We start from the raw sequence: 24,965 nt of genomic DNA on the forward strand, positions 1-24,965 counted from the left end.
GAATGGCGGGCAGGACTGCAGCTAAGAAATTAGTGCTCGGCGCCAGCGGATTCCTCGGCTCCCATGTCACCCGTCAGCTCGTCGAGCAGGGTGACGACGTCCGGGTCATGCTGCGGAAGACGAGTTCCACCAAGGGCATCGACGATCTCGACGTCGAACGCTGCTACGGGGACCTCTACGACGACGACGCGTTGCGGGCCGCCATGTCCGGGTGCGACGTCGTCTACTACTGCGTGGTGGACGCCCGGATGTGGCTACGGGATCCGGCGCCGCTGTTCCAGACCAATGTCGAGGGTCTGCGCAACGTCCTGAACATCGCCACCGAACCCGAGATCGCGTCCGGACTGCGGAAGTTCGTGTTCACCAGCACGGTCGGCACGTTGGCGATCAGTGACTCCCGGTTGATCACCGAGGAGGACGAACACAACTGGGACGGAGGCGGCGCCTACATCGAGGCTCGCGTGGCGGCCGAGAACCTGTTGTTCTCCTACGTGCGGGAGCGCGGCTTACCCGCGGTGGCGCTGTGCATCTCGACCACGTACGGCCCGGGTGACTGGCAGCCGACACCGCACGGATCGCAGATCGCGATGATCACCGCGGGTCGCATGCCGTTCTATCCGGACATCGGCCTCGAGGTGGTGGGTATCGAGGACGCGGCACGCGCGATGCTGCTGGCCGCCGACAACGGCCGGGTCGGGGAGCGATACATCATCTCGGACCGGTTCATGACCATGGGCGAGATCCAGCGGGTTGTGGCCGAGGCCGCGGGTGTGCGCCCAGCGCGCGTCAAGATCCCGCGATCGGTCCTGCGGGTGGCCTCGCGGATCAACGACGTCGCCGCGCGCCTGCTGAACCGGGACCTGCCGTTCGCCGCGGTGGGTCAGCGGATGGTGGAACTGATGTCGCCGCTGGACCACAGCAAGGCCGAGCGCGACCTGGGGTGGAAGCCCGAGCCCGTCGAGGAGTCTCTGGTGCGGGCCGTGGAGTTCTTCAAGTCCCGCGCGGCGGGGTAGCTCAAGTCACCAACTCAGCTGACCGACTCAGCTGACTGAAGTCCCCGTGGCCGCGTGCTGCCCGGCGCGGAAGCCGAACACCATCGCGGGGCCGATGGTGCCGCCGGCACCGCCGTAGGCGCGGCCCGTGACGCCCGCCATCGCGTTGCCCGCCGCGTACAGGCCGGGGATGACCTCGCCCGACACGTGCCGCACGCGACCGTCGCGGTCGGTCCGGGGGCCGCCCTTGGTGCCCATCGCTCCCAGGGCGACCGGCACCGCGTAGTACGGCGCGGTGTCGAGAGGACCCAGCGTCTTGCCGGCGTCAGTGGTCGCGTTGGGGTCACCCCAGTAGCCGTCATAGGAGCTGCTGCCGCGGCCGAAGTCGGGATCGTGCGGATCGTCGACGTCCACGTTGCTGTTCCACGCCGCGATGGTCTGCGCGAGACCGGCGGGATCGATACCGGTCTTCTCGCCGAGTTCGGCGAGATCGCGTGACCTGCAGAACCATTCCGGGGCATCCTGGCCGGGTTCGACGCCGAGGAAGCCGTAGCGCTTGAGGTGCTGATCGTCGAACACGATCCAGGCCGGGTCGTTGACGTAGCCGTCGCGCGGGTGCAGGTATTGAAAGGCCCCGGCCATCGAGTTGTAGTCGCAGGCCTCGTTGATGAAGCGGCGTCCGGCGCGGTTGACGATGATGCTGCGGGGGCGGGTGCGCTCGAGTCGCACACTGCGACTGCGCTGGTGTCCCTCGATCGTGTCGTCGGGGATCTGCACGATCGGCACCCACCAGGCCTCACCCATGTTGGCAAGGTCGGCGCCGCGTGCCATCGCCATCCGCAGGGCGTCGCCGGTGTTGTACGGCGGTGACACGGGCCCGTGCATGGGGCCACGCAGGAACGCCTCGACCAGGCCGGTGTCCCATTCGAATCCGCCGTTGGCCAGGATCACCGCGCGCCGCGCGCCGACGTCGATGGTCTTGTCTCCGAAGTTGATTCGCACACCGGTGACGGCGCCGTCGGGTGCGGTCAACAACTCGGTGGCGCGCGCACCTGTGACGGGTTCGATGCCGGCGTCGAGCAGGCCCTTGAGCAGGCCGGCGATCAGCGCGGTGCCGGCCACCACGATGTCACCGGTGGCGTCGTCGATGTCGGCGTGCAGGCGTGCGCGGGTCTCGGCGTCGATGCCGACATTGCTGAAGTCGGGCGGGAACGACGTGATGCGGTCGCGCCACTGCGGAATCCGGTTGAGGTCGTAGGGAACCGGTCCCAGCGATCGCCCGCCGCCGGGGCGCCCTCCGGGCAGTTCCGGCTTGTAGTCGGGGAATCCCGTGGCGATCTCGAACCGCATGTCGCTGTGCGCCTCGACGAAGTCGATCATCGCGGGCCCGGTGCGGACGAACGTCTCCACCAGTTCCTCGTCCATCGCGCCGAAGGACTGCGCGCGCAGGTAGGCCATGGCGTCCTCGACCGTGAGTTCACCCTCGGGGGAGCGGTGATGCGCCGGAATCCAGGCGATGCCGCCGGAGACCGCGGTGGTCCCGCCCACGGTGTCGGCCTTCTCGTACACCGCGACCTTCGCGCCGCCGTGGACCGCCGCCAGTGCCGCGGTCAGGCCCGCGCCTCCGGTGCCCAGCACCACGACATCGGTCACTGTGTCCCAATTCCTCTGGGCGGACGAATTGCTCACGGCGCCAATCTCCTTATCGGACTGTCAGTTCAGGATCGCCGACAGTTCGTCGGCGGCGCGGATCAGCGCGTCGCGGCCACGCGCGACGACATCCTCGCGATGCGAGATCAGGTTGAGGCACGTCGGGGGTGCCGGGGGGAGGCGGGGCACCGAGACGGCCAAGCCGAACGTGTTGGGCTCGATCTCACCGTGGGTGATCACCCACCCGCGCTCGCGGGTCAGCGTCACCAGATCCCGCTCCCCGGGCCGGGGCGGCATGCTGGCCAGGAGGGCGATGCCGGCGGCGCCGCGATCAAGCGGGTGGCGACTGCCCTCGTGGAACGACAACTGGTAGGACACCTGTGTCGGCACGATCACCGCGACCGCGACCTGCTGATCACCCTCGGCCACCAGCAGCGAGACCGTCGTGGACAACTCGTCGGCGAGCGCGCGCAGCCTGGGCAGGCACAGTTGGCGCAGGTTGTTGTCGAAGGACGCCCCGAGCACCGCGAGTCCGGCCGCGGGGCGGTAACGCCCATCGCCGGCCTTGGCCACCAGTCGGTGCTGCGCCAGCGTGGTCAGCAGGCGATACGCGATGGTGCGGTGCACACCGATCCGTTCGGCCACCTGCTGGGCTGTGAGCCCACCCGGCGTCGTGGCGACCACCTGCAGCGCAGTGAGCCCGCGGGCCAACGTCTGCGAGCCCGGTGCGGTGCTGGATGCGCTCTTGGCGACCCCGTTCGTCGACTGCTCGATGACGGTGATCCTCCCTTGACATACATCACACCGAGAGTGATGCTCTATACATAGTGCACACTGGTGTCCGATATTAGCACACATCGGTTGCAGAAAAAGAGAATGACGTAATCGCAGGCAGAGGGGCATTTGTGGCCGAATTCGAGAGCATCTGGAGTGACCTGCAAGGTGTTCCGTTCTCGCAGGGATACCTGGATGTCGGCGGGGTGCGCACGCGCTACCTGCACGCCGGCGACCCCGAGAAGCCCACCCTCGTCCTTCTGCACGGATCGGGTGGTCACGCCGAGGCCTACGTGCGCAATCTCGAGTCGCACGCCGAGCACTTCTCGACCTGGTCGATCGACATGCTGGGCCACGGTTACACCGACAAGCCCGGCCACCCCCTGGAGATCAGCCACTACGTCGACCATCTGCTGGCGTTCTTCGACACGATCGGGGCCGAGCAGGTCCTGCTGTCCGGGGAGTCCCTGGGCGGATGGGTGGCATCCCGTGCGGCCTCGGACCACCCGGATCGGATCACCCGACTGGTGCTCAACACCGCGGGCGGATCGCAGGCCGACCCCGAGGTGATGAAGCGGATCATCACCTTGTCGATGGCCGCGGTCGAGGACCCGACCTGGGAGACCGTGCAGGCCCGCATCAAATGGCTCATGGCCGACAAGTCGAAGGACTACGACGACATCGTGGCCAGTCGGCAGCGCATCTACCGTCTTCCCGGGTTCACCGCCGCCATGCGGGACATCATGGCGCTGCAGGACCCCGAAATCCGCGCCCGAAACCTGATGGGCCCCAAGGAGTACGGTGCCATCACCGCGCCCACCCTGGTGTTGTGGACCAGCGACGACCCCACCGCCGACGTCAGTGAGGGCAGCCGGATCGCCTCAATGATCCCGGGCGCCCGCTTCGAGGTCATGTCGGGATGCGGCCATTGGCCGCAGTACGAGGACCCCAAGACCTTCAACCGCCTGCACATCGACTTCCTGCTGGGGAAGGAGCAATGAGCCCGAAAACCCCTGCCAACCAGCTCGACTCCGTCGACGTCGTGATCGTCGGCGCGGGCCCGGTGGGCCTGACCCTGGCCAACGTGCTGGGGCAGCAGGGTGTCTCGACACTCATCGTCGAGGAGCGCGACACGCTGATCGACTATCCGCGCGGCGTCGGCCTCGACGACGAGTCACTGCGCACCTTCCAGTCGATCGGCCTGATCGACGCCGTGCTGCCGCACACTGTCCCCAACCAGATCCTGCGCTTCTTCGACTCGCGCCGCAGGCTGCTCGTCGAGATGGCCCCGCCGGACGCACGATTCGGCTGGCCCAAGCGCAACGGATTCGTTCAGCCCATGGTGGACGCCGAACTGCTGGTCGGCCTCGACCGGTTCTCGTGTGTGCAGGTGCGGTGGGGCACCGTGATGACCGACTGCGCCGAGGACGACGACGGTGTCACCGTCCACCTCGACGGCGGCGAGACCGTCCGGGCCCGCTATGTGGTGGGCTGCGACGGTGGGCGCAGCGCCACCCGGCACCTGATGGGCGTGTCGTTCGAGGGCACCACGTCTCCGACCCGTTGGGTCGTCATCGACCTGGCGAACGACCCGCTGGGCCATCCCAACAGTGAGGTCGGCGCCGACCCCGAGCGGCCCTACGCCTCGATCTCGATTGCGCACGGAATCCGCCGATTCGAATTCATGATCCATGACGACGAATCCGACGAGATGGCCTCGGATCCCGCATTCGTGGCGAAACTGCTGTCGACGTTCGTGTCACACCCCGACAAGGTCGACATCATCCGCCACCGCGTCTACACGCACCATTCGCGCATCGCCGGGGCATTCCGCAGGGGGCGACTGCTGCTGGCGGGCGACGCCGCGCACCTGATGCCGGTCTGGCAGGGCCAGGGGTACAACAGCGGCATCCGGGACGCCGCCAACCTCGGCTGGAAACTGGCCGCAGTGGTCAACGGTGCCGCCGGTGACGCGCTGCTGGACACCTACGACGTGGAGCGCCGCAAGCATGCGCGCGCCATGATCGACCTCTCGACCATGGTCGGCCGAGTCATCTCGCCCACCAACCGGCGGGTGGCGAGCCTGCGTGACCGCGCCATCCGCGCGGCGTCGATCGTGCCCTCGCTCAAGCGGTATGTCCTGGAGATGCGGTTCAAGCCGATGCCGCGCTACGAGCAGGGCGCTGTCGTGCACGCGAGCACACCTCCCGCCCCGGGATCCGCGGTGGGCACGCTCTTCATCCAGCCTAGGGTGGACACTCGCGACGCCGCGAACGTGCTGCTCGACGACGTGATCGGCCCCGGATTCGCCGTGCTGTGCTGGAACAACGATCCGCGTCGCCTCCTGGGCGAGCAGGCCTTCGCGCAGTGGAAGTCGCTGGGCGCCAGCTTCATCGCGGCGCGCCCCATCACCCAGCTGCACTGGCGGGCCGACGACGCGGTCGAGGATCCCGACGTCATCGTGGTCGGGGACCGCACCGGCGCGCTCAAGGGATTCTTCGACGGCCAGACCGATTCGGTGCTGTTCCTGCGTCCCGACCGCTGCATCGCCGGCGCGTGCATCGCACAACGCAGCCCCGAACTGTCCGCCGCACTGTTCGACGCCCTGCACCTGTCCACCTCGACCGAGTCCGAAGGCGGTGAAACCCATGGCTCAAACGGCTCTGTGCTGCATGTCGCACAGCCCGCTTCTGAACCTTCCGGGACCGTCGGCTGACCTGCTCGCCGACATCGGCGAGAACCTGGATGCGGCCCGGGCCTTCGTTGCCGACTTCGATCCCGACCTCGTGGTGATCTTCTCGCCCGACCACTACAACGGGTTCTTCTACCGGCTCATGCCGTCGTTCTGCATCGGCACCGCCGCCAGCGGTGTCGGCGACTACGGCACGCAGTCCGGTCCGCTCAACGTCCCGCAGGACATCGCGACCGCCTGTGCCACAGCGGTTCTCGAAGCCGGCGTCGACGTCGCGATCTCGGCGGGTATGGACGTCGACCACGGCACCGTGCAACCGCTGCAGACCCTGTTCGGTGACGCGGCGGCGGTGCCCACGATCCCGGTGTTCATCAATTCGGTGGCGACGCCGCTGGGACCCGTCCGCCGGGCGCGCGCCCTCGGCGCGGCGATCGGGGAGTTCGTCGCCACACTCGACCGCCGGGTGCTGCTGCTCGGGTCGGGCGGGCTGTCGCACGACCCACCGGTGCCGACACTGGCCACGGCGCCGCCGGCGGCGCTGGACCGGATCGTCCGCGGCGTGGCGATGTCGCCCGAGCAGCGCATGGCGCGGCAGGAGGCGGTCATCGCGGCCGCCGAGCAGTTCGCACACGGTGACTCGCCGCTGCAGGCCCTCAACCCGGACTGGGACCGCGCCTTCCTCGATCTGGTGGACACCAACCGCCTCGACGAGGTCGACGGTTGGACCAACGCGTGGATCGCCGCCGAGGCCGGGAACTCGGCGCATGAGGTGCGCACCTGGGTCGCCGCGTTCGCCGCGCTGGCCGCCCAGGGGCCCTATGACACCACGACGCGCTACTACCGACCGGCGCCCGAACTGATCGCAGGATTCGCGATCCGAACGGCGTCGCCCCGATGACAGCGAAAGCACCCCGATGACAGCGAAAGGTCCCGTGAACGATTTCGATTCGAGTTTCGACGCGGAAGTGGACGTCCTCGTCGTCGGAAGCGGCGGCGGAGGTCTGACCGCCGCGCTGACCGCGCGCGCCGCATGCCTCGACACCGTGGTGGTGGAGAAGTCCCCGGCCTTCGGCGGGTCGACGGCGCTGTCCGGTGGCGGCATCTGGGTGCCGGGCGCACCGTCGCAGCGCCGCGAGGGCTACTCGCCGGACCCCGACGAGGTGTTCGGCTACCTCAAGCAGATCACCGGCGGCCTGGTCAGTGACGCACGACTGCGGCAGTACGTGGACTCCGCGCCGAAGATGATGGAGTTCCTGGAGAACAACAGTCGCTGGTTCGAGTTCGTCTGGAAACCGGGCTACGCCGACTACTACCCGGAACTCCCCGGCGGGTCCGCACTGGGCAGCACCATCAACGTGCCCGCCATAGACCTGCGCACGCTGGGGGATGAGGAGCAGAACCTGCTTGCGCCGCTGGCGCTTGCGCCGAAGGGGATCTGGTTCGCGCCCAAGGACCTTCGGCTGTTCTACCAGGTGCGGCAGAACTGGCGCGGCAAGGCCGTGCTGTTCAAGCTGATCTGGCGGATGATTCGGGCCCGGGTGTTCGGGGACCGGATGGCCGCCATCGGGCAGTCGCTGGCCGCCCGAATGAGGCTGGCGTGCAAGGAGCATGACATCCCGTTGTGGCTCAACGCGCCGATGACCGAACTGATCACCGACGGTGACGCACCGGGGGCCCGCGTCGTGGGTGCGGTCGTGCAACGCGACGGCAAGCCTATGCGGATCGGTGCGCGCGGCGGCGTCATCATCGCCTCCGGTGGCTTCGACCACGATATGGACTGGCGTCGCGAGCACCTTCCACTGCTCGAGAAGGACTGGAGCTTCGGTAATCCCGCCGCCACCGGGGACGGAATTCGGGCCGGCCAGAAGGTCGGCGCCGCGACAGAACTGCTCGACGAGGCGTGGTGGTTCCCGGCGATGTGCTGGCCCGACGGCCGTCTGCAGTTCATGCTCAACGAACGCATGATGCCCTCGCAGTTCGTGGTCAACGGTGCCGGTCGCCGGTTCATCAACGAGGCCGCGCCCTACATGGACTTCGCGCACGCGATGATCGAGGGCCAGCAGTCGGGCGTCACGCACATCCCGTGCTGGCTGATCACCGACACCCGGTCCTTCCATCGCTACGTCGTGGGCGGGCATCTGCCGATCCCGAAGATCCCGTTCGCGCCGGTGCCCACTGGTTTCAAGCTGCCCAAGGCCTGGCTCGACTCCGGGATCGTCAAGCAGGCTGACACCCTCGAAGGCCTGGCCGAGCAGATCGGCGTGCCCGCCGACGCACTGCGCGAAACCGCCACGCGGTTCAACGAACTCGCGGCCAAGGGGCATGACGACGACTTCAACCGCGGCGACAGCGCCTACGACAACTACTACGGCGATCCGACGCTGCCCAACCCCAACCTGCACCCGCTCACCAAGCCGCCGTACCTGGCGTTCCAGATCATCCTCGGCGACCTCGGCACGTCGGGCGGACTGAGCACCGATGAGCACGCCCGGGTGCTCGACACCGAGGACCGCGTCATCGACGGGTTGTACGCCGTAGGCAACGCCTCGGCCGCCGTGATGGGCCGCAGCTACGCCGGCGCCGGTGCCACCATCGGCCCCGCCATGACCTTCGGCTACGTCGCGGCGCGTCATATCGCGGCACAACGCGCCGAAGAAGTTCCGGCGCAACGCACCGAAGAAGCCCCGGCGCAGCAGACCGAAACGCACACCGTCCCGACCGCCCACGACAACGCCAGAAACGCCTGAGGAGGCAACCGATGAAGATCTCCCTGTTCTACGAGTTCCCGCTTCCGCGGCCCTGGACCGAAGATGACGAGCACAAGCTGTTCCAACACGGTCTGGACGAGGTCGAGGCGGCCGACAAGGCGGGGTTCTCCACGGTCTGGCTGACCGAGCATCACTTCCTCGAGGAGTACTGCCACTCGACGGCGCCGGAGATGTTCCTGGCCGCAGCGAGCCAGCGCACCAAGGACATTCGGCTGGGCTTCGGCGTCATGCACCTTCCGCCGCCGATCAACCACCCGGCCCGCATCGCGGAGCGCGTGGCCACGCTCGACCACCTCTCCAACGGCCGCGTCGAATTCGGCACGGGTGAGGGCTCCTCGGTCGCCGAACTCGGCGGGTTCAACATCGACCCGGCCGACAAGCGTGCGCAGTGGGAGGAGGCCCTCGAGGTCGCGATCCGCTGCATGGTCGAGGAACCCTTCAGCGGGTTCAAGGGTGAGCACGTCGAGATGCCGGCTCGCAACGTGATTCCCAAGCCGTTGCAGAAGCCGCACCCGCCGGTGTGGGTGGCCTGCACCAGGCCCGCGTCGGTGCAGATGGCCGCGCAGAAGGCGATCGGCGCCCTGAGCTTCGCCTACACAGGTCCGGAGGCCCTCAAGGACCGCGTGGACGGCTACTACAAGACGTTCGAGGAGGAGGGTGCGCCCATCACCCCGGTGATCAACCCCAACATCCTCGCGATCGGCGGCGACCTGTCGATGATGGTGGCCAAGTCCGACGACGAGGCGCTCAAGCGACTCGGAATCGGCGGCGGCTTCTTCTCGTTCGGCATCATGCACTACTACCTGACCGGCATGCACACGCCCGGCCGCACCAAGGTGTGGGAGCGCTACGAGCAGGCGGTGCAGGAGGATCCGACGCTGGCGTACGGGCCCGGCCGCGGCGCGATCGGCTCGCCGGACACCGTGCGCGAGTTCCTGCGCGGCTACGAGGCCAGCGGCGTCGACGAGATCATCCTGCTGCTCAACCCGCGCAGCCACGAGGGCACCATGGAGTCCATCGAGATCATGGGCAAGGAGATCCTGCCCGAGTTCATCGAACGCGATCAGTTGGCCGTCGCTGACAAGGCCAAGCGCCTCGCGCCGGTCATCGAGAAGGTCGAAGCGCGCCGGCAACCGTCGGACGCTCCGCTGTTCGACGAGACCTACGCATTCGGTGGGTTGCCCACCGGTCGCGGGGGTAAGTTCACCGCGGGTGAGATCCCCGAGGCGATGGCCGAGATCAACGAGGGCCGGGTCAAGGCGGCCCAAGCCGAGAAGGCCGCCCGCGAAGCCGCGAGCTGACGCAGTGGCGACAGGACTCGATGAGCTGGTGCGCTACGACGGCAGGCACGTCGTGGTCACCGGCTGCACCTCGGGTATCGGCGCGCAGCTGACTGGACAGCTGCGCGGGCTCGGAGCCCGGGTGACGGGCCTCGACGTGCGTGCCCCCGAGGACGGCCCGCACGAGTTCATTCCGGTCGATCTGTCGGACCCGCAGTCGGTCGAGGCCGCCGCCGGGTCGATCTCCGGCGGCATCGACGCGCTGTTCAACGTCGCCGGGGTCTCGTCCGGAATCGGCGATCCGGTGCTGGTGGTGCGGATCAACTTCCTGGGCATGCGGCAGTTCACCGAGTCGGTGCTCGACCGGATCTCCGCGAATGGTGCGATCACCTCGGTGTCGTCACTGGCGGCCTCGGCCTACCGCGAGAACGCCGCGGTGACCGCGGGCCTGCTGGACACCGCGTCCCCAGAGGACGGATTGGCCTGGTGCGCAGATCATCCCGAGGCCCTGGCTGACGGCGGGTACCGGCTGTCGAAGGAGGCGACGATCCTGTACAGCATGCGCAAGGCCGTCGAACTCGGTCCGCGTGGCATCCGGGTGAACTGCACCGGTCCCGGTGTCACCGAGACGCCGATCCTCGACCAACTGCGCTCGGCGTACGGTCAGCAGTTCCTCGACTCCTTCAGCACGCCGCTGGGGCGGGTGGCCACGGCGGCCGAACAGGCCCGTGTGCTGGCGTTCCTGGGCGGCCCGGCTGCCAGCTACATCACGGGGCAGGTGATCTGGGTCGACGGCGGCATCGTCGGACAGCGCGAATCTGGTGGGGAGGCCGGCGTGTCCGACTCCCTCGACACAGGACAGAGAGGTTGACGTGGCCGGTTCGATGACCGACTTCCGCAGGATGGCCGATGATGTGCGCAACTGGGGCCGCTGGGGGGACGCGGATGAACTCGGCACACTGAACTTCATCACCGCCGAGAAGGTCGCCGAGGCGGCCTCACTGGCCAAGCAGGGCAAGGTCTTCGCCCTCGGGGCCGACTTCGGCTCGTCGGGTCCGCAGGGCGCGTTCAAGTTCCGCAACAACCCGGTGCACGTGATGACGGTCGACGGCGGCGATGCCGACACCCTGGTGCAGTACGGACCGGAGTGGCTGCGCAATGCCGTCGCGGCCGACGTCAGCGCATTCTTCGCCGACAACCCGTTCCGGTTCAACGACGACATGATCGTCATGCCGCTGCAGGCCGCGACGCAGTGGGACGCGTTGAGCCACGTCTATTACGAGGACAAGCTGTACAACGGTTTTCCGGCCAACAGCGTCACCAGTTTCGGGGCCTATCACTGCGGCATCGACAAGGTCGACGCCAAGGGCATCACGTCCCGTGGTGTCCTGTTGGACGTCGTGCGGCACCGGGGAGCGGACGTGTTCTGCGAACCGGGTCAGCCGATCACGCCCGACGAGCTCGACGCCATCGCCAAGAGCCAGGGTGTGGAGATTCGTTGGGGCGACATCGTGGTGGTGAACACGGGGTGGTGGACGCGGTTCTGCGCGACGGGCGATGGCGCCGAACCGGGTTCGGGCCTGGACTGGACCTGCGCGCAGTGGTTGCACGACCATGAGGTCGCGGCCGTGGCCGCCGACAACCTCATGGTCGAAGACCCCGACCCGGCCAACGGTGTCGAGGGCACGTTCCTCCCGATGCACATGCTGTGCCTGCGTGACATGGGTCTGATGCTCGGCGAGTACTGGAACCTCACGGCGCTGTCGGCCGACTGTGCGACCGACGGCGTCTACGAATTCCAGCTCATCGCTCCGCCGCTGAGCGTCGTCGGGGCAGTGGGATCCCCGGTGAACCCGATCGCGATCAAGTGAGGTTCGTTCTCGTGCACGGCGGTGTCCACTCCACTTGGAAGTACTTTTATCACGACTGCGACGAGGTGACGGCGCGGTGGGCCTTCGACCGATTGGGCCCGGAGAGATTCGGCGACACGACCGTGACCCCGGTGTCGGTGCCGGCGTTCTGGGCCGCCGACCTACCACGCAGTTTCATTGTCTGTGAACAGGATCGGTCGATGCCGCGCTGGTTGGCCGACACCGTGGCGCAGAGGTTGGGCGTCGAGCAGTTGAGCATCGACGCGTCACACTCACCGTTCGTGAGACGCCCCCGGGAACTGGCCGAACTGTTGGTGCACGCCACCACGACATCACCCGTCGGCCCACTGATTCCGGACTGAGGGTCAGGGCGCTGATCTCTGGCCCATCGCGGCTCGGAATGGTTAACCTGTGACGCAGTATGAGTGACTCGGATGACGACGCCCGGCTGCCGGCCGAAGCGCGCGCCCGCAAGCTCATCGAAGCGCAGCTGGCCCAGGCGGGTTGGGTTGTTCAGGACAAAAAGGACCTCAACCTATTCGCGGCGCAGGGTGTCGCCGTCCGTGAGGTGGTGATGAAACCTGGGCACGGTCGTGTCGATTACCTGCTGTACGTCGACAAGGCCGTCGTCGGCGTCATCGAGGCTAAACCGGTTGGCACGCCGCTCTCCGGCGTGGAGTGGCAATCGGCGATGTACGCCGACGGTCTGCCCGCCGACGTCCGGATTGCGGCGAAGGCACGGGACGGCCGATTGCCGTTCGTGTTTGAGGCCTCCGGCGTGGAAACCCATTTCACCAACGGGTTCGATCCGGATCCGCGTGCCCGGCTGATCTTCAATGTGCCGCGGCCCGAGACACTGGCCCGTCACCTCCGTGAGGCCGAGACGAATCCGGATAACCCCACCTGGCGCGCAAAGGTCCGCAAGTTGCCCGCGCTGGACACTGATGCGCTGAGGCCGGCGCAGATCGAGGCCATCAACGGGGTTGAGCAGAGCTTGGCCAATCAGCAGTGCGACAGGTCTTTGGTGCAGATGGCGACGGGTGCGGGCAAGACGTTCACGGCGGTGACGCAGTCCTATCGACTGCTCAAGCACGGCGGCTTCGACCGGATCCTGTTCCTGGTCGATCGCAACAACCTCGCAGACCAGACGTTGGGGGAGTTCCAGAACTACCGCACACCAGATGACGGCCGACGCTTCACCGAGCTGTACAACGTCAACAAGCTTTCGAGCGCGGGTCTGCTGGGGTCCACTAAGGTCACGATCTCGACGATTCAGCGGGTGTTCCGTTTCATCAAGGCCGGCGAAGTCAGCGATGCCGATGACCCCGATATCGATGATTACATCCCGGACACGCCTGTCACTGTTTCGTACAGCGACGCGCTGCCGCCGGAGACCTTTGATCTGGTCATCGTCGACGAGGCGCATCGCAGCATCTATGGGGTGTGGCGCGGAGTGTTGGAGTATTTCGACGCGCATGTGGTCGGTCTGACGGCCACTCCGGGCAAGCAGACTTTTGCGTTCTTCCGGCAGAACCTGGTCTCCGACTACACATACCCGGAATCGGTCGCCGACGGTGTCAATGTCGATTTCGACGTCTACCGCATCCGCACGAAGATCAGCGACCAGGGATCGCACATTGATGCCGGCACCATCGTCCCCAAGGTGGATCGCCGCACCCGTGAACAGCGTCTCGAAGCACTCGATGATGATCTGGATTACGTCCCCGGGCAGCTTGACCGAGCGGTCACCGCCACGGATCAGATCCGCACTGTTCTGGAGACATTTCGCGACCGGCTGTTCACCGAGATCTTTCCCGGCCGCAGTACGGTTCCGAAGACGCTGATCTTCGCCAAGGATGACAACCACGCCGAGGAGATCGTCAAACAGGTGCGCGAAGTCTTCGGCAAGGGCAATGACTTCGCCGCCAAGATCACCTACAACGCCCGCAATGCCAAGGAACAGTTGAAGGCGTTCCGCACCAGTCCCAGTCTGCGTATTGCGGTGACGGTCGACATGATCGCGACGGGCACCGATGTCAAACCGCTGGAGTGCGTGTTCTTCATGCGCGACGTGCGTTCGGCACAGTATTTCGAGCAGATGAAGGGCCGGGGCGCACGCACCATTCCCGATGCCGACTTCCAATCTGTCACCCCGGATGCGAAGAGCAAGACCCGGTTCGTCATCGTCGACGCGATCGGTGTCACCGAACACGATTTCGTCGAACCACCGCTGAACAGGCAGCGCTCGGTGCCGTTGAAGAAGCTGCTGGAGAAGGCTGCCAATCTGACGATCACCGAGGATGAGGCGGCGACACTCGCCTCACGTCTGGCCAAACTTGAACTCGACCTGACCGATGCGGAACGGGTCGAACTCGATGAGGTGGCGGGGCAGCCGGTGCGCGACATCATCCGGTCGCTGGTGGATGCGGTCGAGCCGTCGACCACGACTCCGGAGGCCATCGAAGCGGCCCTGGTGCCGATCGCGTCAAGCCCGGAGTTGCGCAGCCGTGTCCTGGAGCTTCGGGCCGCCCACGACCGCATCATCGACGAGGTCAGCTCCGATGAGCTGATCGAAGCCGGGGGGGTGGTGGACGCCGGCAAGGCGCGGTCGATCGTGGAGTCTTGGACCGCCTATCTTGATGAGCACCGGGACGAGATCACGGCGCTGCAGTTGGGGTATGAGGCCGGTGAACGACGCATCGACTTTGGCTTCGTCGAAGGGTTGGCGGCGAGAATTGCTCGGCCGCCGCACAATTGGACGCCCGACGTCATCTGGAACGCCTATGCCGCGGTCGACGGCGAGAAGGTGCACAAGAGCGCCACGCACGCGGTGACCGACCTGGTGTCGCTCATCCGGTATGCCACCGGCGTCGACGACGAGCTGGTCCCCTACGGTGACCGGGTGCGGGAGAAGTACGCGGCGTGGTTGACGCAGCAGGAGCAGGCCGGGGTGACGTTCAGCGACACCGAGCGATGGTGGCTGGACCGAATGGTGTCGGTGATTGCGAGTTCCGCCGGCATTCGTGTCGAAGATCTCGATGATGCACCGTTCACGGAGCGTGGTGGGACCGATGGGGCGATACGGGATTTGGGTGACCGGGCGGGCGAGCTGATCGACGAGTTGAATGCGGAGCTGACGGCGTGAACTGGCAGATGGTTGCTCTCAATGCCGTGGCTGAGATCCAGGGCGGTATTCAGAAGCAGCCCAAGCGGACTCCACGTCAGAATGCTTACCCCTTCCTGCGGGTGGCGAATGTTACGAAATTCGGCCTTGAACTAGATGATCTGCACGCGATTGAACTCTTCGAAGGTGAAATTGAGCGATACCGCTTACAGCGTGGTGACCTGCTTGTAGTCGAGGGCAACGGTAGTGCCAGCCAGATCGGCAGGGCTGCAGTTTGGGACGGCTCGATTCCTGATGCTGTCCACCAGAACCATTTGATTCGCGTTCGCCCAGGCGCGCGGGTGGATCCGCGGTACCTCGGACACATATGGAACTCGCCGGCGATAAGGGGCGAGCTGTCTTGGGTGGCCAGTTCAACGAGTGGTCTGCACACCTTGAGTGTCGCGAAGCTTAAGCGGATCGCATTGCCACTGCCTTCCCTAGCCGAGCAGCGCCGCATCGTCGACCTTCTCGAAGACCATTTGTCGCGCCTCGAAGCTGCGGAAACCAACCTTGATCATGCCGCCAGACGGCTCGAACTATGGCATCAGAAGGCGGTTGATATGTCGATATGGTCGATGGAGACCACCTGCACCCCCGTGGGCGATTTGTTGCGCGAGCCAATGCGAAACGGGCGTTCGGACCGCGCTGTCAAGGGAGCCGAACCGGGAATCAGAACGTTGACGCTCACTGCGGTGACCAAAAACTCGTTCACTGAAGCGAATACGAAACTGACAATCACAACGCATGAGCGCGCCGCAGGATTGTGGCTGGAACCCGGGGATATTTATGTCCAGCGTTCAAATACTCCGGAATTGGTCGGGTCTTCTGCGCTCTACACAGGTGCGAAGGACTGGGCGATATTCCCGGATCTCCTTATTCGGTTGCGTGCGGACGAATCGAAGGTCGACCCTCGGTTCCTTGCATCGGCCCTGCAGTCCGAGCGGGGCCACGATCAGCTTCGCCGCAAGGCAAAGGGGCTCGCGGGGTCTATGCCGAAGATTGATCAGAAAGCGATTGCTGACGTCCTAGTTCCAGTTCCTGACGCGACGACTCAACGTCAGATCATCGAACGGGTCGAGCGTGTGTCCTCGGCTAGAGAAACACAGATCGAGGCAATCGGCCGTATGCGACTCAGAGTCGCGTCGTTGCGTCGGTCCCTCTTCGCCGCAGCGTTCTCCGGCCGCCTCACCAACTCGTCGAACGAACTGTTAGAAGAACTCGAATCCGTATGACGGGCAGGCAGATCAAGCTCTTCCTGGTGGACGGCAGCCCCGGAAGCCTCACGACCGCGGAGATCACCAATTGGACCGGTCACGTCCTGTCTGCGCCGAGGTCCGAACTGGCAGATCTGCTGAAACGCGATGAGGCACAGCGCACCGGTGCCTACTTGTTGCTCGGTGAGGACGAAGAGGCGGTTGGCAACACCCGGTGCTACATCGGTGAGGCCGATGTGGTGGCCGAGCGGTTGCGCCATCACCAGCGGGAGAAGGACTTCTGGGACCGCGTTGTGGTCATCACGTCCAAGGACGCGAATCTGACAAAGGCGCACGGCCGCTACCTGGAGTCACGGATCATTGATTTGGCCAGGCGTGCTGGCCGAGTGAAGGTCGAGAACGGGACGGCTCCACCACTGCCAGCACTGCCCGAAGCGGATGCCTCCGACATGGATTACTTCGTGACGCAGCTGGAGATCGTGCTCCCTGTGCTGGGCGTCAATGCGATCCGAGTTCCCTCGGCGAAGCCCGGTCCGAGTGGCAGTCGAGACGAGTCGCTCTCACCGGTTTTCCAGCTGCGCAACGGCAAGCTCGGCGTGGACGCCAGAGCCCAGCAGATCGACGGTGAATTCACCATGCTGGCCGGCTCAACTGTGGTAGGCACCTGGCAAGGTGTTGGTAAGGCGGAGAGCACTGTGAAGGCATATGCGTCCTATCGGGCTCAACATGAACACCTGGTCTCCGACGGTGCGATCGCTGTCGAAGCGGGGCGGGGCCGCGTCACTCGGAACATCCCGTTCAGCTCACCCTCGACCGCCGGCTCCATCGCATTGGGCCGATCGTGCAACGGTCGCCGGGAGTGGATCGCGGCTGATGGTTCGACGTTCGGAAGCTGGGAGAGCCGCGGCGTCGAGTAAGGGACATCTCGGTTGTCGGACGGTTCTGCGAGTATCTGAGTGGTCACTGCCTGCGAACGAGGCAGAATTGCAGGTGGTCGCTCGCAATGCAGATGGGAGGCGCCGATCATGATCAAGCAGATCGAGCTGCGTCTCGTCGATGGAGCGGCACCCAGCGGTGAGATCGCGCTGAAGGACCTGAGCGGTATCGCGGCGGCCCTGCAGGAGCTGGTGACTCGCCTCAGCAGGGAGGCCGCTGACGCGGCGGGTCCCGGCCGGTCGAAGCAGTACGTCGAAGAGTTCGCCGAACTCCGTCTGGACGGCATCACCGCAGGTAGCACCGTACTCAAAGTCAGCAAGGGGCCGACGGACAAGCTGGATGTCGACGTGCCTGGTCTCACCGAGGCCGACGAACGGCTGTGGGACATCCTGGGTGCCATCGGCGCTGATCAACGACCTGACTGGACCAGTACGTTGGTCGCCGAGTCGGTCGGCAAGCTTGCCGTCGCGCTGCGGGGAGCGGCATCGACAACGGTTGTTTCCTCGCCCGCCCGCACTGACGTGCGGATCGACTCCGCACAGATCCACCTCGAGACCTGGGCGGTCAACCGGGTCTCGGCCGCAGGCTCGGGCACCGCTGCGGGTTGGCTGGAGAAGGTGGACCTGCGCTCGCACACATTCCGGATCCGTGACGACGTCGGAAACACCGTCGAACTCCGACGGGTCATCGATGACAAGGCGGCGGGGCGGCTCGTCGGACGATGGGTGACTGCCGAGGGGGACGCGACGCTGAGCCCCTCGGGACGGGTGGTCCTGAACAACGCGCGCGTGCTCGCGACGGGCGACCCTGCGGCGGCATTCCTGAGCAGTCATGTTGTGTCCCTCGACGAGATCCTCGCGAGCGCGCCAGGCCCAGATCCAAGCGGTGGGCTCGACCTCACCGACGAGGAAGCGGCGGAGTTCCTTCGGGCCATTCGTTCATGACCGTGTTGAACGCGATCGTCGATACCGACGTCTTCAGCCGTGTCTACGTGCTCCCGAGGGGTACCGAGCCTCGCGCATCAACATGGACGGACGAGCTGGCGGATCGCCGAGTCATCATCTCGTTCCAGACGCGGGCCGAGATTCTCTCCGGCGCTCGTCAGAGTAAATGGGGTGCGCCACGGGTCACTCGGCTTCAGGAGATCCTGGCGCGCACTCCGACCATCTACTCGGATAGCGAGGTTGTCGACGCGTACGCGGTCCTCTCGGCTGAGTGCCGCGCGGCCGGCCATGCTCTCCACGAGAAGATCCACACGGCTGATCGGTGGATTGCGGCTTGTGCGATAGCAAAGGGCCTAGAACTGTTCTCTGGCGACGCCATCTTTGAAGGTGTACCGAATCTGAATGTCCACAGCTGAGCTCGAAGGAATGCATGTCTGAATCACGCCGCCTCGTCGACAAGCTCTGGTCGTACTGCAACGTCCTGCGAGACGACGGTGTCGGGGTCATCGAGTACACCGAACAGCTCACGTACCTGCTGTTCTTGAAGATGGCGCACGAGCGGGAAACCCGCAAACTGAACCCGCAGAAGATCGTTCCCGACGAGTATTCCTGGCAGAAGCTCCTCGATGCCGAAGGCACCGACCTCGAAGTTGAATACACCAATATTCTCGTCGGCTTGGCGCAGCAGCCGGGAACCCTCGGCACCATCTATCGCAAGGCACAGAACAGGGTTCAGGACCCGGCCAAGCTCAAGCGTCTCATCGTCGACCTGATCGACAAGGAGAACTGGTCCGCCTCGGGCACCGACCTCAAGGGCGACGCCTACGAGGAACTGCTCGCCAAGGGGGCGTCCGACAAGGGTTCTGGAGCGGGCCAGTACTTCACGCCGCGCGACCTCATCCGCGCCATCGTGGACGTGATCGATCCGTCGGTGGCGGACACCGTCGTGGACCCGGCCTGCGGCACCGGAGGCTTCCTTCTCGTCGCCCACGAACACGTCGCAGAGGGAGCGGGAACGCTCACCCCGACGCAACGGAACCATCTGCGGGACAAATTCGTCGCAGGGTATGAGCTCGTCGACGGCACCGCGCGTCTGGCGGCGATGAACTTGTTGCTGCATGGAATCGGAACCGCAGACGGCCCCTCGTTGATCGAGGTTCGCGATGCCTTGATAGCCGATCCAGGGCAGCGATGGTCGGTGGTGCTGTCCAACCCGCCATTCGGGCGCAAATCGTCGCTGACCATGGTCGGAGCGGACGGGCGGGAAGTGCGCGACGACGTCGAAATCGAACGCCAGGACTTCGTCGTCACCACCAGCAACAAGCAGCTCAATTTCCTACAGCACATCATGACCATCCTCGACATCAACGGTCGCGCGGCCGTCGTGCTACCCGACAACGTGCTGTTCGAAGGGGGAGCTGGGGAGACGCTGCGTCGAAAGCTGCTGGAAGACTTCGACCTTCACACCATGCTGCGGCTGCCGACCGGCATCTTCTACGCCCAGGGTGTGAAGGCGAACGTGCTGTTCTTCGACAAGAAGCCAGCCGCTGAGCAGCCGTGGACCACCAGGCTGTGGGTCTATGACCTGCGCACAAACCAGCACTTCACGCTGAAGCAGAACCCCTTGCGGCGGCACCACCTCGATGAGTTCGTCGACTCCTACCTTTCGGGAAAACCGCATGAGGAGCGCGTCGAGTCGGAGCGGTGGAAAGCGTTCACCTATGACGACCTCATCGCTCGCGACAAGGTGAACCTCGACATCACCTGGCTGCGCGACGAATCGCTGGAGGATGCTGACAACCTCCCGGCGCCGGAGGTGATCGCCCGCGAGATCGTGGAGGACCTGACCGCCGCGCTGGCTGAATTCGAAGCTGTCGCGGCCGCACTGGAGGCGTCGGCGAACGACCGGGGCTGAGCACCGCAGCCATCTCGCTGTTCGAGAATGATGTTCTCCAATTGCGAAAACATCAGTATCGTGTGGCCGTGGACTTCGAACACAAGACCGTCGTGGTCGACGGACTGGTGACCAGCTACCTGGAGGCGGGCACCGGTGACCCGGTGGTGCTGCTGCACGGCGGGGAGTTCGGTGCCAGCGCGGAACTCGGCTGGGAGCACACGATCTCGGCCCTGGCGGCTCATCACCGGGTGCTGGCCCCCGACATGCTGGGCTACGGAGGCTCGGCCAAGGTGCTCGATTTCGTCGACGGGCGCGGGATGCGGATCCGGCACATCGCGGCGTTCTGCGCGGCGATGGGGGTCACCTCGGCGCACTTCGTCGGCAACTCGATGGGGGCGATCAACCTGCTGGTGGACACCACCTCCGCGATGCCCGTGTTGCCGGTGCGGACGATGGTGGCCATCTGCGGCGGCGGCGAGATCCAGGCAGGCGACTACATGCGCGCGCTGTACGACTACGACGCGACCCTGCCGGCCATGCGCCGCATCGTCGAGGCCCTGTTCTTCGACCCGCGCTACCCGGACGACGGGGCATACGTGGCGCGCAGGCACGAATCGGCCACTGTGCCGGGCGCGTGGGAGGCGATCGCCGCGGCCCGGTTCCGTCGACCGGGGGCAGAGCCACCGTCGGCGGCCTCGAGTACCCGTGCCTACGAGCGGATCACGGTGCCGACCCTCGTCGTCGAGGGCGCCGGTGACAAACTGCTGCCAGCGGGGTGGGCCGCGGAGATCGCCGCGCAGATCGACGGTGCACGCTCGGCGGTCGTCGATGCCGCGGGACACTGCCCCCAGATCGAACAGCCACAGGTCGTCAACGACCTGCTGCTGTCCTTCTTCGCCGAACACCAGGACTCAGAACACAACGACAAGGGAGCACGCGCTTCATGAGCAGCCAGCAGGAACTCGCCGGCAAGGTCGCCGTCGTCACGGGCGGTGCGGGCGGGTTGGGCCGCGGTATCGCCGAGCGGTTCGTGGCCGAGGGCGCCAAGGTCGTGGTGGGCGACATCGCCGAGGGCGAACCACTCGGCGGGGACAGCCTTTTCGTGCCCACCGACGTCTCCGACCTCGAGCAGGTGAGCCGACTGGTGTCGACCGCGATCGAGGAGTTCGGCGGCCTGGACATCATGGTGAACAACGCGGGAGTCTCGGGCACCATGCATCGCCGGTTCCTGGACGACGACCTGGCCGACTTCCACAAGGTGATGGGGGTCAACGTGCTCGGCGTCATGGCGGGCACGCGGGACGCCGCGCGGTACATGGCCGAACACGGCGGCGGGTCCATCCTGAACCTGACCTCGATCGGTGGCATCCAGGCGGGCGGGGGGGTGCAGACCTACCGCGCCTCCAAGGCCGCCGTCATCCAGTTCACCAAATCAGCGGCAATCGAACTGGCGCACTACGAGATTCGCGTCAACGCGATCGCACCCGGCAACATCCGCACCGCGATCGTGAAGAAGTCGGCCACGGGTGAGGACCTCGAACGTCTCGAACAGTTCGAGGAGGCCATCCGCGCCCAGATGCGCGCGGACCGCCCGCTCAAGCGGGAGGGCACGGTCGAGGACGTCGCCGAGGCCGCGCTGTACTTCGCGGGCGACCGCTCGCGCTACGTCACGGGTACGGTGCTGCCGATCGATGGCGGGACGGTGGCCGGAAAGGTGATCGTCCGCAAGCCCAAGGCGGAGAAGTCCTAGCGTCCGTCGGCGCGGTCGACGTGCTCGGCCACCAACCGCGGGTACCGGGCACGGTCGGGGCGGAAGATGTCGTGCGGCGAGTCGGCGAACTCGACCAACTGCGCCGAGGGGAACAGGCGCGCGTAACGGTCCCAGACCTCGTCGGGGACGATGACGCGGGACTCGGGGCTGCGCACCGCGAGCAGCGGGATGTTCAACTCGGTCAACGGCTCCCAGAACGAGCGCTCCTGCGCGGCCTGGAACGTCAGAAGCGCGGCCTTCTCGTCAAGTCGGTCTCGCACGGGTGTGCCGCGCCACTTGCCGTCCAGCAGCCAGCGCACCGCGTCGTCTGGCACGAGCTTCTCCTCGGGCACGTAGTCGCCGATCGACAGCGACCGGACGCGGGCGGCGTTGCCCAGGGTCCACAGGACCGCGGCCGACGTGCCGCGCGAGAACGTCACGATGTGCACGGGTCCGTCGGTCACCGCGTCGACTACCGCGCCCACGTCGCCGCTGAGCGTCTCCAGGTCGTAGCCGTCGACGGGCGCGTCGCTGCGACCGTGTCCGCGCACTTCCACCACGACGGTGCGGCGACCGAACTCTGGCAGCACGGCCTCGTAGTCGTAGGCCAGGCAGGTCATCCCGGGAACGAACACGATGGGCGCACGGCGGTCATTCTCAACGGACTCTCCGCCGGAGTCGAGGTAGTGCAGGCGGACACCGTCGTGGTGGGTGAACTGTGACCTCATCGTGCGCACTCTATCGCCCGCTAAATCAAGCGCTTGACTTAAATCAGCATGAACGGTTGACTCGTGTGGTGACCGCCACAAGGCCGCTGCGTTCCGTGCGGGCGCAGAACACGCAGGAGGCCATCCTCACTGCCGCCGAGCGCCTGTTCGCCGAGAACGGCGTGTTCGCGGTGTCCAACCGCCAGGTCAGCGATCAGGCCGGGCAGGGGAACAACGCCGCGGTCGGGTACCACTTCGGCACCAAGGCGGACCTGATCCGCGCGATCGTCCGTAAGCACAACGAGCAGGTGGAGCGCCTGTGCGAGCAGATGGTCGCGCAGGTACTGGAGAAGGCCGAGGCGTCCGGCACGGCACCGGAACTGCGGGACTGGGTGCAGTGCCTGGTCCGTCCACTGGCGGCGCACCTGACGGCGCTGACGGAGGCGGACGGCACGTCCACCTACGCGCGGTTCTCGGCACAACTCATGCCGGATCCCGCGCATCGCGATCTGGTGTCCGAGGAATCGTTGTCCTCGCCCTCGGTGCTCCGGATCATCCAGGGCCTCAACAGCCGTCTGGCGGACGTGCCCGTCGACGTGCGAATCGAACGCAATGCCATGGCGCGACACCTGATCGTGCACATGTTCGCCGAGCAGGAACGCGCACTGGCGCAGGGGGATCCGATGGCCCGGCCGGGCTGGGACGGCACCGCCGACGGTCTGGTGGATGCGATCACCGGCCTGCTGCTGGCGCCGGTGACCCCGCGAGCACAGGGAGAGTCCAGATGAAAGTGACTGTCGACCAGGCCAAGTGCGTCTCCGCGGGTAACTGTGTCGCGCACGCGCCGGATGTCTTCGACCAGGACGAGGACGACGGCAGCGTGATCCTCCTCGACGAACACCCCTCCGACGATCACCTGGACGGCGTGCGCGAGGCCGTGGCGGCATGCCCGGCGTTGGCGATTCATCTCGTCGAGTGACCTCTCTGTCCCGCGCCTGACCAGAACCCAGCCCAGACCACCGCAAGGAAGAGCAGATGACCGAGATCCTCCCCGACACGCAGGTCGACATCCCCGAGTACCCGATGGAGCGCTCGGCGGCCTGCCCCTTCGCGCCGCCGCCCGGCGTGATGGAACTCGGCGCCAGGGCCCCGCTGTCGCGGGTGCGGATCTGGGACGGCAGCACGCCCTGGCTGATCACGGGCTACGAGGTCGCGCGGACGCTGTTCGCCGATTCCCGGGTCAGTGTCGACGACCGCATCGCGGGTTTCCCGCACTGGAATGAGCACATGCTGTCCACTGTGGACAAGCGACCCCGGTCGGTGTTCACCTCGGATGCCGAGGAGCACACCAGGTTCCGCCGGATGCTCTCCAAGCCGTTCACCTTCCGACGCGTGGAGGGACTGCGCCCGGTCATCCAGAAGATCACCGACGAGTGCATCGACGAGATCCTGGCCGGGCCCCAACCCGCCGACCTCGTGGACAAGCTGGCATTGCCGGTGCCGACCGTGGTGATCAGCGAAATGCTCGGCGTCCCCTACGAAGATCACGAGTTCTTCCAGGAGCACGCCAACGCCGGCCTGGCCCGCTACGCCGCGGCGGACGCCATGCAGAAGGGCGCGATGAGCCTGCACCAGTACCTGATCGACCTCATCGAGAAGAAGCAGGCCAACCCCGTCGAGGACGCGGTGTCGGATCTGGCCGAGCGCGTCAACGCCGGCGAGATCAGCGTCAAGGAGGCCGCGCAGTTGGGGACCGGCCTGCTCATCGCCGGCCACGAGACCACCGCCAACGTCATCGGCATCGGGGTGCTGGCGCTGCTGGAGAATCCCGAACAGGCCGAATTCCTGCGTAATACCGAGGATCCGAAGGTCATCGCGAACGCGGTCGAGGAGTTGATGCGCTACCTGAGCATCATCCAGAACGGTCAGCGTCGAGTCGCGTTGGAGGACATCGAGATCGCGGGTGAGACGATCAAGGCCGGCGAGGGCATCATCCTCGACCTGGCGCCCGCGAACTGGGACGGCACCGCCTTCCCGGAGCCCGACCGGCTGGACCTGAGCCGCGAGAATGCCCGCGACGAACTGGGATTCGGTTTCGGCAGGCACCAGTGTGTGGGCCAGCAGTTGGCCCGCGCCGAACTGCAGATCGTCTTCCACACCCTGGTGCGCCGCATCCCCACGCTGTGTCTGGCGATCCCGTTCGACGAGGTGCCGTTCAAGAACGATCGCCTGGCCTACGGCGTCTACAGCCTGCCCGTCACCTGGTAGCCCCAGCACCTACCGCCGAGCCTGCGGTGGCTGCGAAGATCCTTGCGGTTTCTCGC

At 66.1% G+C, this 24,965-nt stretch carries 23 protein-coding genes and 1 pseudogene; 21 read left to right on the forward strand and 3 right to left on the reverse strand.

The window, feature by feature from the left end; translation table 11 throughout:
• The first annotated feature begins 2 nt into the window (after window positions 1–2).
• Entirely contained in the window at window positions 3–1,013 is a 1,011-nt protein-coding gene (locus G6N34_RS05890; RefSeq protein ID WP_085152795.1) for an NAD-dependent epimerase/dehydratase family protein, read from the forward strand.
• Window positions 1,014–1,040: 27 nt separating this feature from the next.
• Here the strand turns inward: G6N34_RS05890 and G6N34_RS05895 are convergent, their stop codons facing one another.
• Both G6N34_RS05895 and G6N34_RS05900 read right to left on the reverse strand, forming a co-directional pair.
• Window positions 1,041–2,681, reverse strand: a complete 1,641-nt coding sequence (locus G6N34_RS05895) for an FAD-dependent oxidoreductase (RefSeq protein WP_085152793.1) — start codon at window positions 2,679–2,681, stop codon at window positions 1,041–1,043.
• 24 nt (window positions 2,682–2,705) lie between these two features.
• Window positions 2,706–3,353: an IclR family transcriptional regulator gene (locus tag G6N34_RS05900; protein WP_235680626.1), complete on the reverse strand. Its 648-nt coding sequence runs from the start codon at window positions 3,351–3,353 to the stop codon at window positions 2,706–2,708.
• Here G6N34_RS05900 and G6N34_RS27895 point away from each other — a divergent pair.
• The 17 genes and pseudogenes from G6N34_RS27895 (at window position 3,298) to G6N34_RS05985 (ending at window position 21,934) form a co-directional block, all read left to right on the forward strand.
• The gene (locus G6N34_RS27895; protein ID WP_235680639.1) at window positions 3,298–3,435 is read left to right on the forward strand and encodes a hypothetical protein; all 138 of its coding nucleotides are present in this window, start codon (window positions 3,298–3,300) and stop codon (window positions 3,433–3,435) included. The two genes, G6N34_RS05900 and G6N34_RS27895, sit on opposite strands and share 56 nt — an antisense overlap.
• A 112-nt stretch (window positions 3,436–3,547) precedes the next feature.
• Window positions 3,548–4,417: an alpha/beta fold hydrolase gene (locus G6N34_RS05905; protein WP_085152789.1), complete on the forward strand. Its 870-nt coding sequence runs from the start codon at window positions 3,548–3,550 to the stop codon at window positions 4,415–4,417.
• Window positions 4,414–6,132: a bifunctional 3-(3-hydroxy-phenyl)propionate/3-hydroxycinnamic acid hydroxylase gene (locus G6N34_RS05910; RefSeq protein WP_085152787.1), complete on the forward strand. Its 1,719-nt coding sequence runs from the start codon at window positions 4,414–4,416 to the stop codon at window positions 6,130–6,132. Before G6N34_RS05905 ends, G6N34_RS05910 begins: the two co-directional genes overlap by 4 nt.
• A complete protein-coding gene (locus tag G6N34_RS05915) occupies window positions 6,065–7,006 on the forward strand; it encodes a 3-carboxyethylcatechol 2,3-dioxygenase (RefSeq protein ID WP_085152785.1) in 942 nt (313 codons plus the stop codon). Before G6N34_RS05910 ends, G6N34_RS05915 begins: the two co-directional genes overlap by 68 nt.
• Before the next feature lie 34 nt (window positions 7,007–7,040).
• On the forward strand, window positions 7,041–8,855 hold the full coding sequence (locus tag G6N34_RS05920; protein WP_234812955.1) for an FAD-binding protein: 1,815 nt from the start codon (window positions 7,041–7,043) through the stop codon (window positions 8,853–8,855).
• Window positions 8,856–8,866: 11 nt separating this feature from the next.
• The gene (locus G6N34_RS05925) at window positions 8,867–10,177 is read left to right on the forward strand and encodes an LLM class flavin-dependent oxidoreductase (protein ID WP_085152781.1); all 1,311 of its coding nucleotides are present in this window, start codon (window positions 8,867–8,869) and stop codon (window positions 10,175–10,177) included.
• Window positions 10,178–10,181: 4 nt separating this feature from the next.
• Complete coding sequence (locus G6N34_RS05930; RefSeq protein ID WP_234812954.1) at window positions 10,182–11,027, forward strand: coniferyl-alcohol dehydrogenase; 846 nt, start codon at window positions 10,182–10,184, stop codon at window positions 11,025–11,027.
• A 1-nt stretch (window position 11,028) separates the two neighbouring features.
• Window positions 11,029–12,027 carry a cyclase family protein gene (locus tag G6N34_RS05935; protein ID WP_085152779.1) on the forward strand — a complete coding sequence of 333 codons (999 nt, stop codon included), beginning with the start codon at window positions 11,029–11,031 and terminating at the stop codon, window positions 12,025–12,027.
• A 35-nt stretch (window positions 12,028–12,062) separates the two neighbouring features.
• Window positions 12,063–12,389 (forward strand): annotated as a pseudogene (locus G6N34_RS05940) (alpha/beta fold hydrolase); the annotation flags it as partial.
• A 59-nt stretch (window positions 12,390–12,448) separates the two neighbouring features.
• Complete coding sequence (locus G6N34_RS05945; protein ID WP_179965727.1) at window positions 12,449–15,172, forward strand: type I restriction endonuclease subunit R; 2,724 nt, start codon at window positions 12,449–12,451, stop codon at window positions 15,170–15,172.
• Window positions 15,169–16,425 (forward strand): restriction endonuclease subunit S, encoded by a 1,257-nt coding sequence (locus tag G6N34_RS05955; RefSeq protein ID WP_085152775.1) that lies wholly within the window; start codon window positions 15,169–15,171, stop codon window positions 16,423–16,425. Before G6N34_RS05945 ends, G6N34_RS05955 begins: the two co-directional genes overlap by 4 nt.
• Window positions 16,422–17,324, forward strand: a complete 903-nt coding sequence (locus G6N34_RS05960) for a GIY-YIG nuclease family protein (protein WP_085152773.1) — start codon at window positions 16,422–16,424, stop codon at window positions 17,322–17,324. Before G6N34_RS05955 ends, G6N34_RS05960 begins: the two co-directional genes overlap by 4 nt.
• A gap of 108 nt (window positions 17,325–17,432) precedes the next feature.
• Window positions 17,433–18,287, forward strand: a complete 855-nt coding sequence (locus tag G6N34_RS05965; RefSeq protein ID WP_085152771.1) for a hypothetical protein — start codon at window positions 17,433–17,435, stop codon at window positions 18,285–18,287.
• A complete protein-coding gene (locus tag G6N34_RS05970) occupies window positions 18,284–18,703 on the forward strand; it encodes a PIN domain-containing protein (protein WP_085152770.1) in 420 nt (139 codons plus the stop codon). The genes G6N34_RS05965 and G6N34_RS05970 overlap by 4 nt, the downstream gene beginning before the upstream one ends.
• A gap of 14 nt (window positions 18,704–18,717) precedes the next feature.
• The gene (locus tag G6N34_RS05975; RefSeq protein ID WP_085152768.1) at window positions 18,718–20,202 is read left to right on the forward strand and encodes a type I restriction-modification system subunit M; all 1,485 of its coding nucleotides are present in this window, start codon (window positions 18,718–18,720) and stop codon (window positions 20,200–20,202) included.
• 68 nt (window positions 20,203–20,270) lie between these two features.
• Complete coding sequence (locus G6N34_RS05980) at window positions 20,271–21,131, forward strand: alpha/beta fold hydrolase (RefSeq protein ID WP_085152883.1); 861 nt, start codon at window positions 20,271–20,273, stop codon at window positions 21,129–21,131.
• A complete protein-coding gene (locus G6N34_RS05985; protein WP_085152766.1) occupies window positions 21,128–21,934 on the forward strand; it encodes an SDR family NAD(P)-dependent oxidoreductase in 807 nt (268 codons plus the stop codon). Before G6N34_RS05980 ends, G6N34_RS05985 begins: the two co-directional genes overlap by 4 nt.
• On the opposite strand, the gene G6N34_RS05990 is transcribed toward G6N34_RS05985, so the two are convergent.
• Window positions 21,931–22,662: an alpha/beta fold hydrolase gene (locus G6N34_RS05990; protein WP_085152764.1), complete on the reverse strand. Its 732-nt coding sequence runs from the start codon at window positions 22,660–22,662 to the stop codon at window positions 21,931–21,933. The genes G6N34_RS05985 and G6N34_RS05990 overlap by 4 nt on opposite strands.
• Window positions 22,663–22,727: 65 nt before the next feature.
• Here G6N34_RS05990 and G6N34_RS05995 point away from each other — a divergent pair, with 65 nt between their 5' ends.
• The 3 genes from G6N34_RS05995 to G6N34_RS06005 are packed head-to-tail and all read left to right on the forward strand — an operon-like array spanning window position 22,728 to window position 24,909.
• Window positions 22,728–23,429, forward strand: coding sequence for a TetR/AcrR family transcriptional regulator (locus tag G6N34_RS05995; protein WP_085152762.1), 702 nt, complete (start codon window positions 22,728–22,730; stop codon window positions 23,427–23,429).
• A complete protein-coding gene (locus tag G6N34_RS06000; protein ID WP_085152760.1) occupies window positions 23,426–23,620 on the forward strand; it encodes a ferredoxin in 195 nt (64 codons plus the stop codon). The genes G6N34_RS05995 and G6N34_RS06000 overlap by 4 nt, the downstream gene beginning before the upstream one ends.
• A gap of 56 nt (window positions 23,621–23,676) precedes the next feature.
• Window positions 23,677–24,909: a cytochrome P450 gene (locus G6N34_RS06005; protein ID WP_085152758.1), complete on the forward strand. Its 1,233-nt coding sequence runs from the start codon at window positions 23,677–23,679 to the stop codon at window positions 24,907–24,909.
• Window positions 24,910–24,965 lie beyond the last annotated feature (56 nt).

This window comes from Mycolicibacterium confluentis (genome assembly GCF_010729895.1).
GTDB classification, from domain to species: Bacteria; Actinomycetota; Actinomycetes; order Mycobacteriales; family Mycobacteriaceae; genus Mycobacterium; species Mycobacterium confluentis.

What these genes read in the sequence shown, in the direction of transcription:
- G6N34_RS05890 (WP_085152795.1), top strand. Translation starts at nt 3, where the DNA reads ATGGCGGGCAGGACTGCAGCTAAGAAATTAGTGCTCGGCGCCAGCGGA.
- G6N34_RS05910 (WP_085152787.1), top strand. Translation starts at nt 4,414, where the DNA reads ATGAGCCCGAAAACCCCTGCCAACCAGCTCGACTCCGTCGACGTCGTG.
- G6N34_RS05915 (WP_085152785.1), top strand. Translation starts at nt 6,065, where the DNA reads ATGGCTCAAACGGCTCTGTGCTGCATGTCGCACAGCCCGCTTCTGAAC.
- G6N34_RS05925 (WP_085152781.1), top strand. Translation starts at nt 8,867, where the DNA reads ATGAAGATCTCCCTGTTCTACGAGTTCCCGCTTCCGCGGCCCTGGACC.
- G6N34_RS05945 (WP_179965727.1), top strand. Translation starts at nt 12,449, where the DNA reads ATGAGTGACTCGGATGACGACGCCCGGCTGCCGGCCGAAGCGCGCGCC.
- G6N34_RS05960 (WP_085152773.1), top strand. Translation starts at nt 16,422, where the DNA reads ATGACGGGCAGGCAGATCAAGCTCTTCCTGGTGGACGGCAGCCCCGGA.
- G6N34_RS05965 (WP_085152771.1), top strand. Translation starts at nt 17,433, where the DNA reads ATGATCAAGCAGATCGAGCTGCGTCTCGTCGATGGAGCGGCACCCAGC.
- G6N34_RS05970 (WP_085152770.1), top strand. Translation starts at nt 18,284, where the DNA reads ATGACCGTGTTGAACGCGATCGTCGATACCGACGTCTTCAGCCGTGTC.
- G6N34_RS05975 (WP_085152768.1), top strand. Translation starts at nt 18,718, where the DNA reads ATGTCTGAATCACGCCGCCTCGTCGACAAGCTCTGGTCGTACTGCAAC.
- G6N34_RS05985 (WP_085152766.1), top strand. Translation starts at nt 21,128, where the DNA reads ATGAGCAGCCAGCAGGAACTCGCCGGCAAGGTCGCCGTCGTCACGGGC.
- G6N34_RS05990 (WP_085152764.1), bottom strand. Translation starts at nt 22,662, where the DNA reads ATGAGGTCACAGTTCACCCACCACGACGGTGTCCGCCTGCACTACCTC.
- G6N34_RS06000 (WP_085152760.1), top strand. Translation starts at nt 23,426, where the DNA reads ATGAAAGTGACTGTCGACCAGGCCAAGTGCGTCTCCGCGGGTAACTGT.
- G6N34_RS06005 (WP_085152758.1), top strand. Translation starts at nt 23,677, where the DNA reads ATGACCGAGATCCTCCCCGACACGCAGGTCGACATCCCCGAGTACCCG.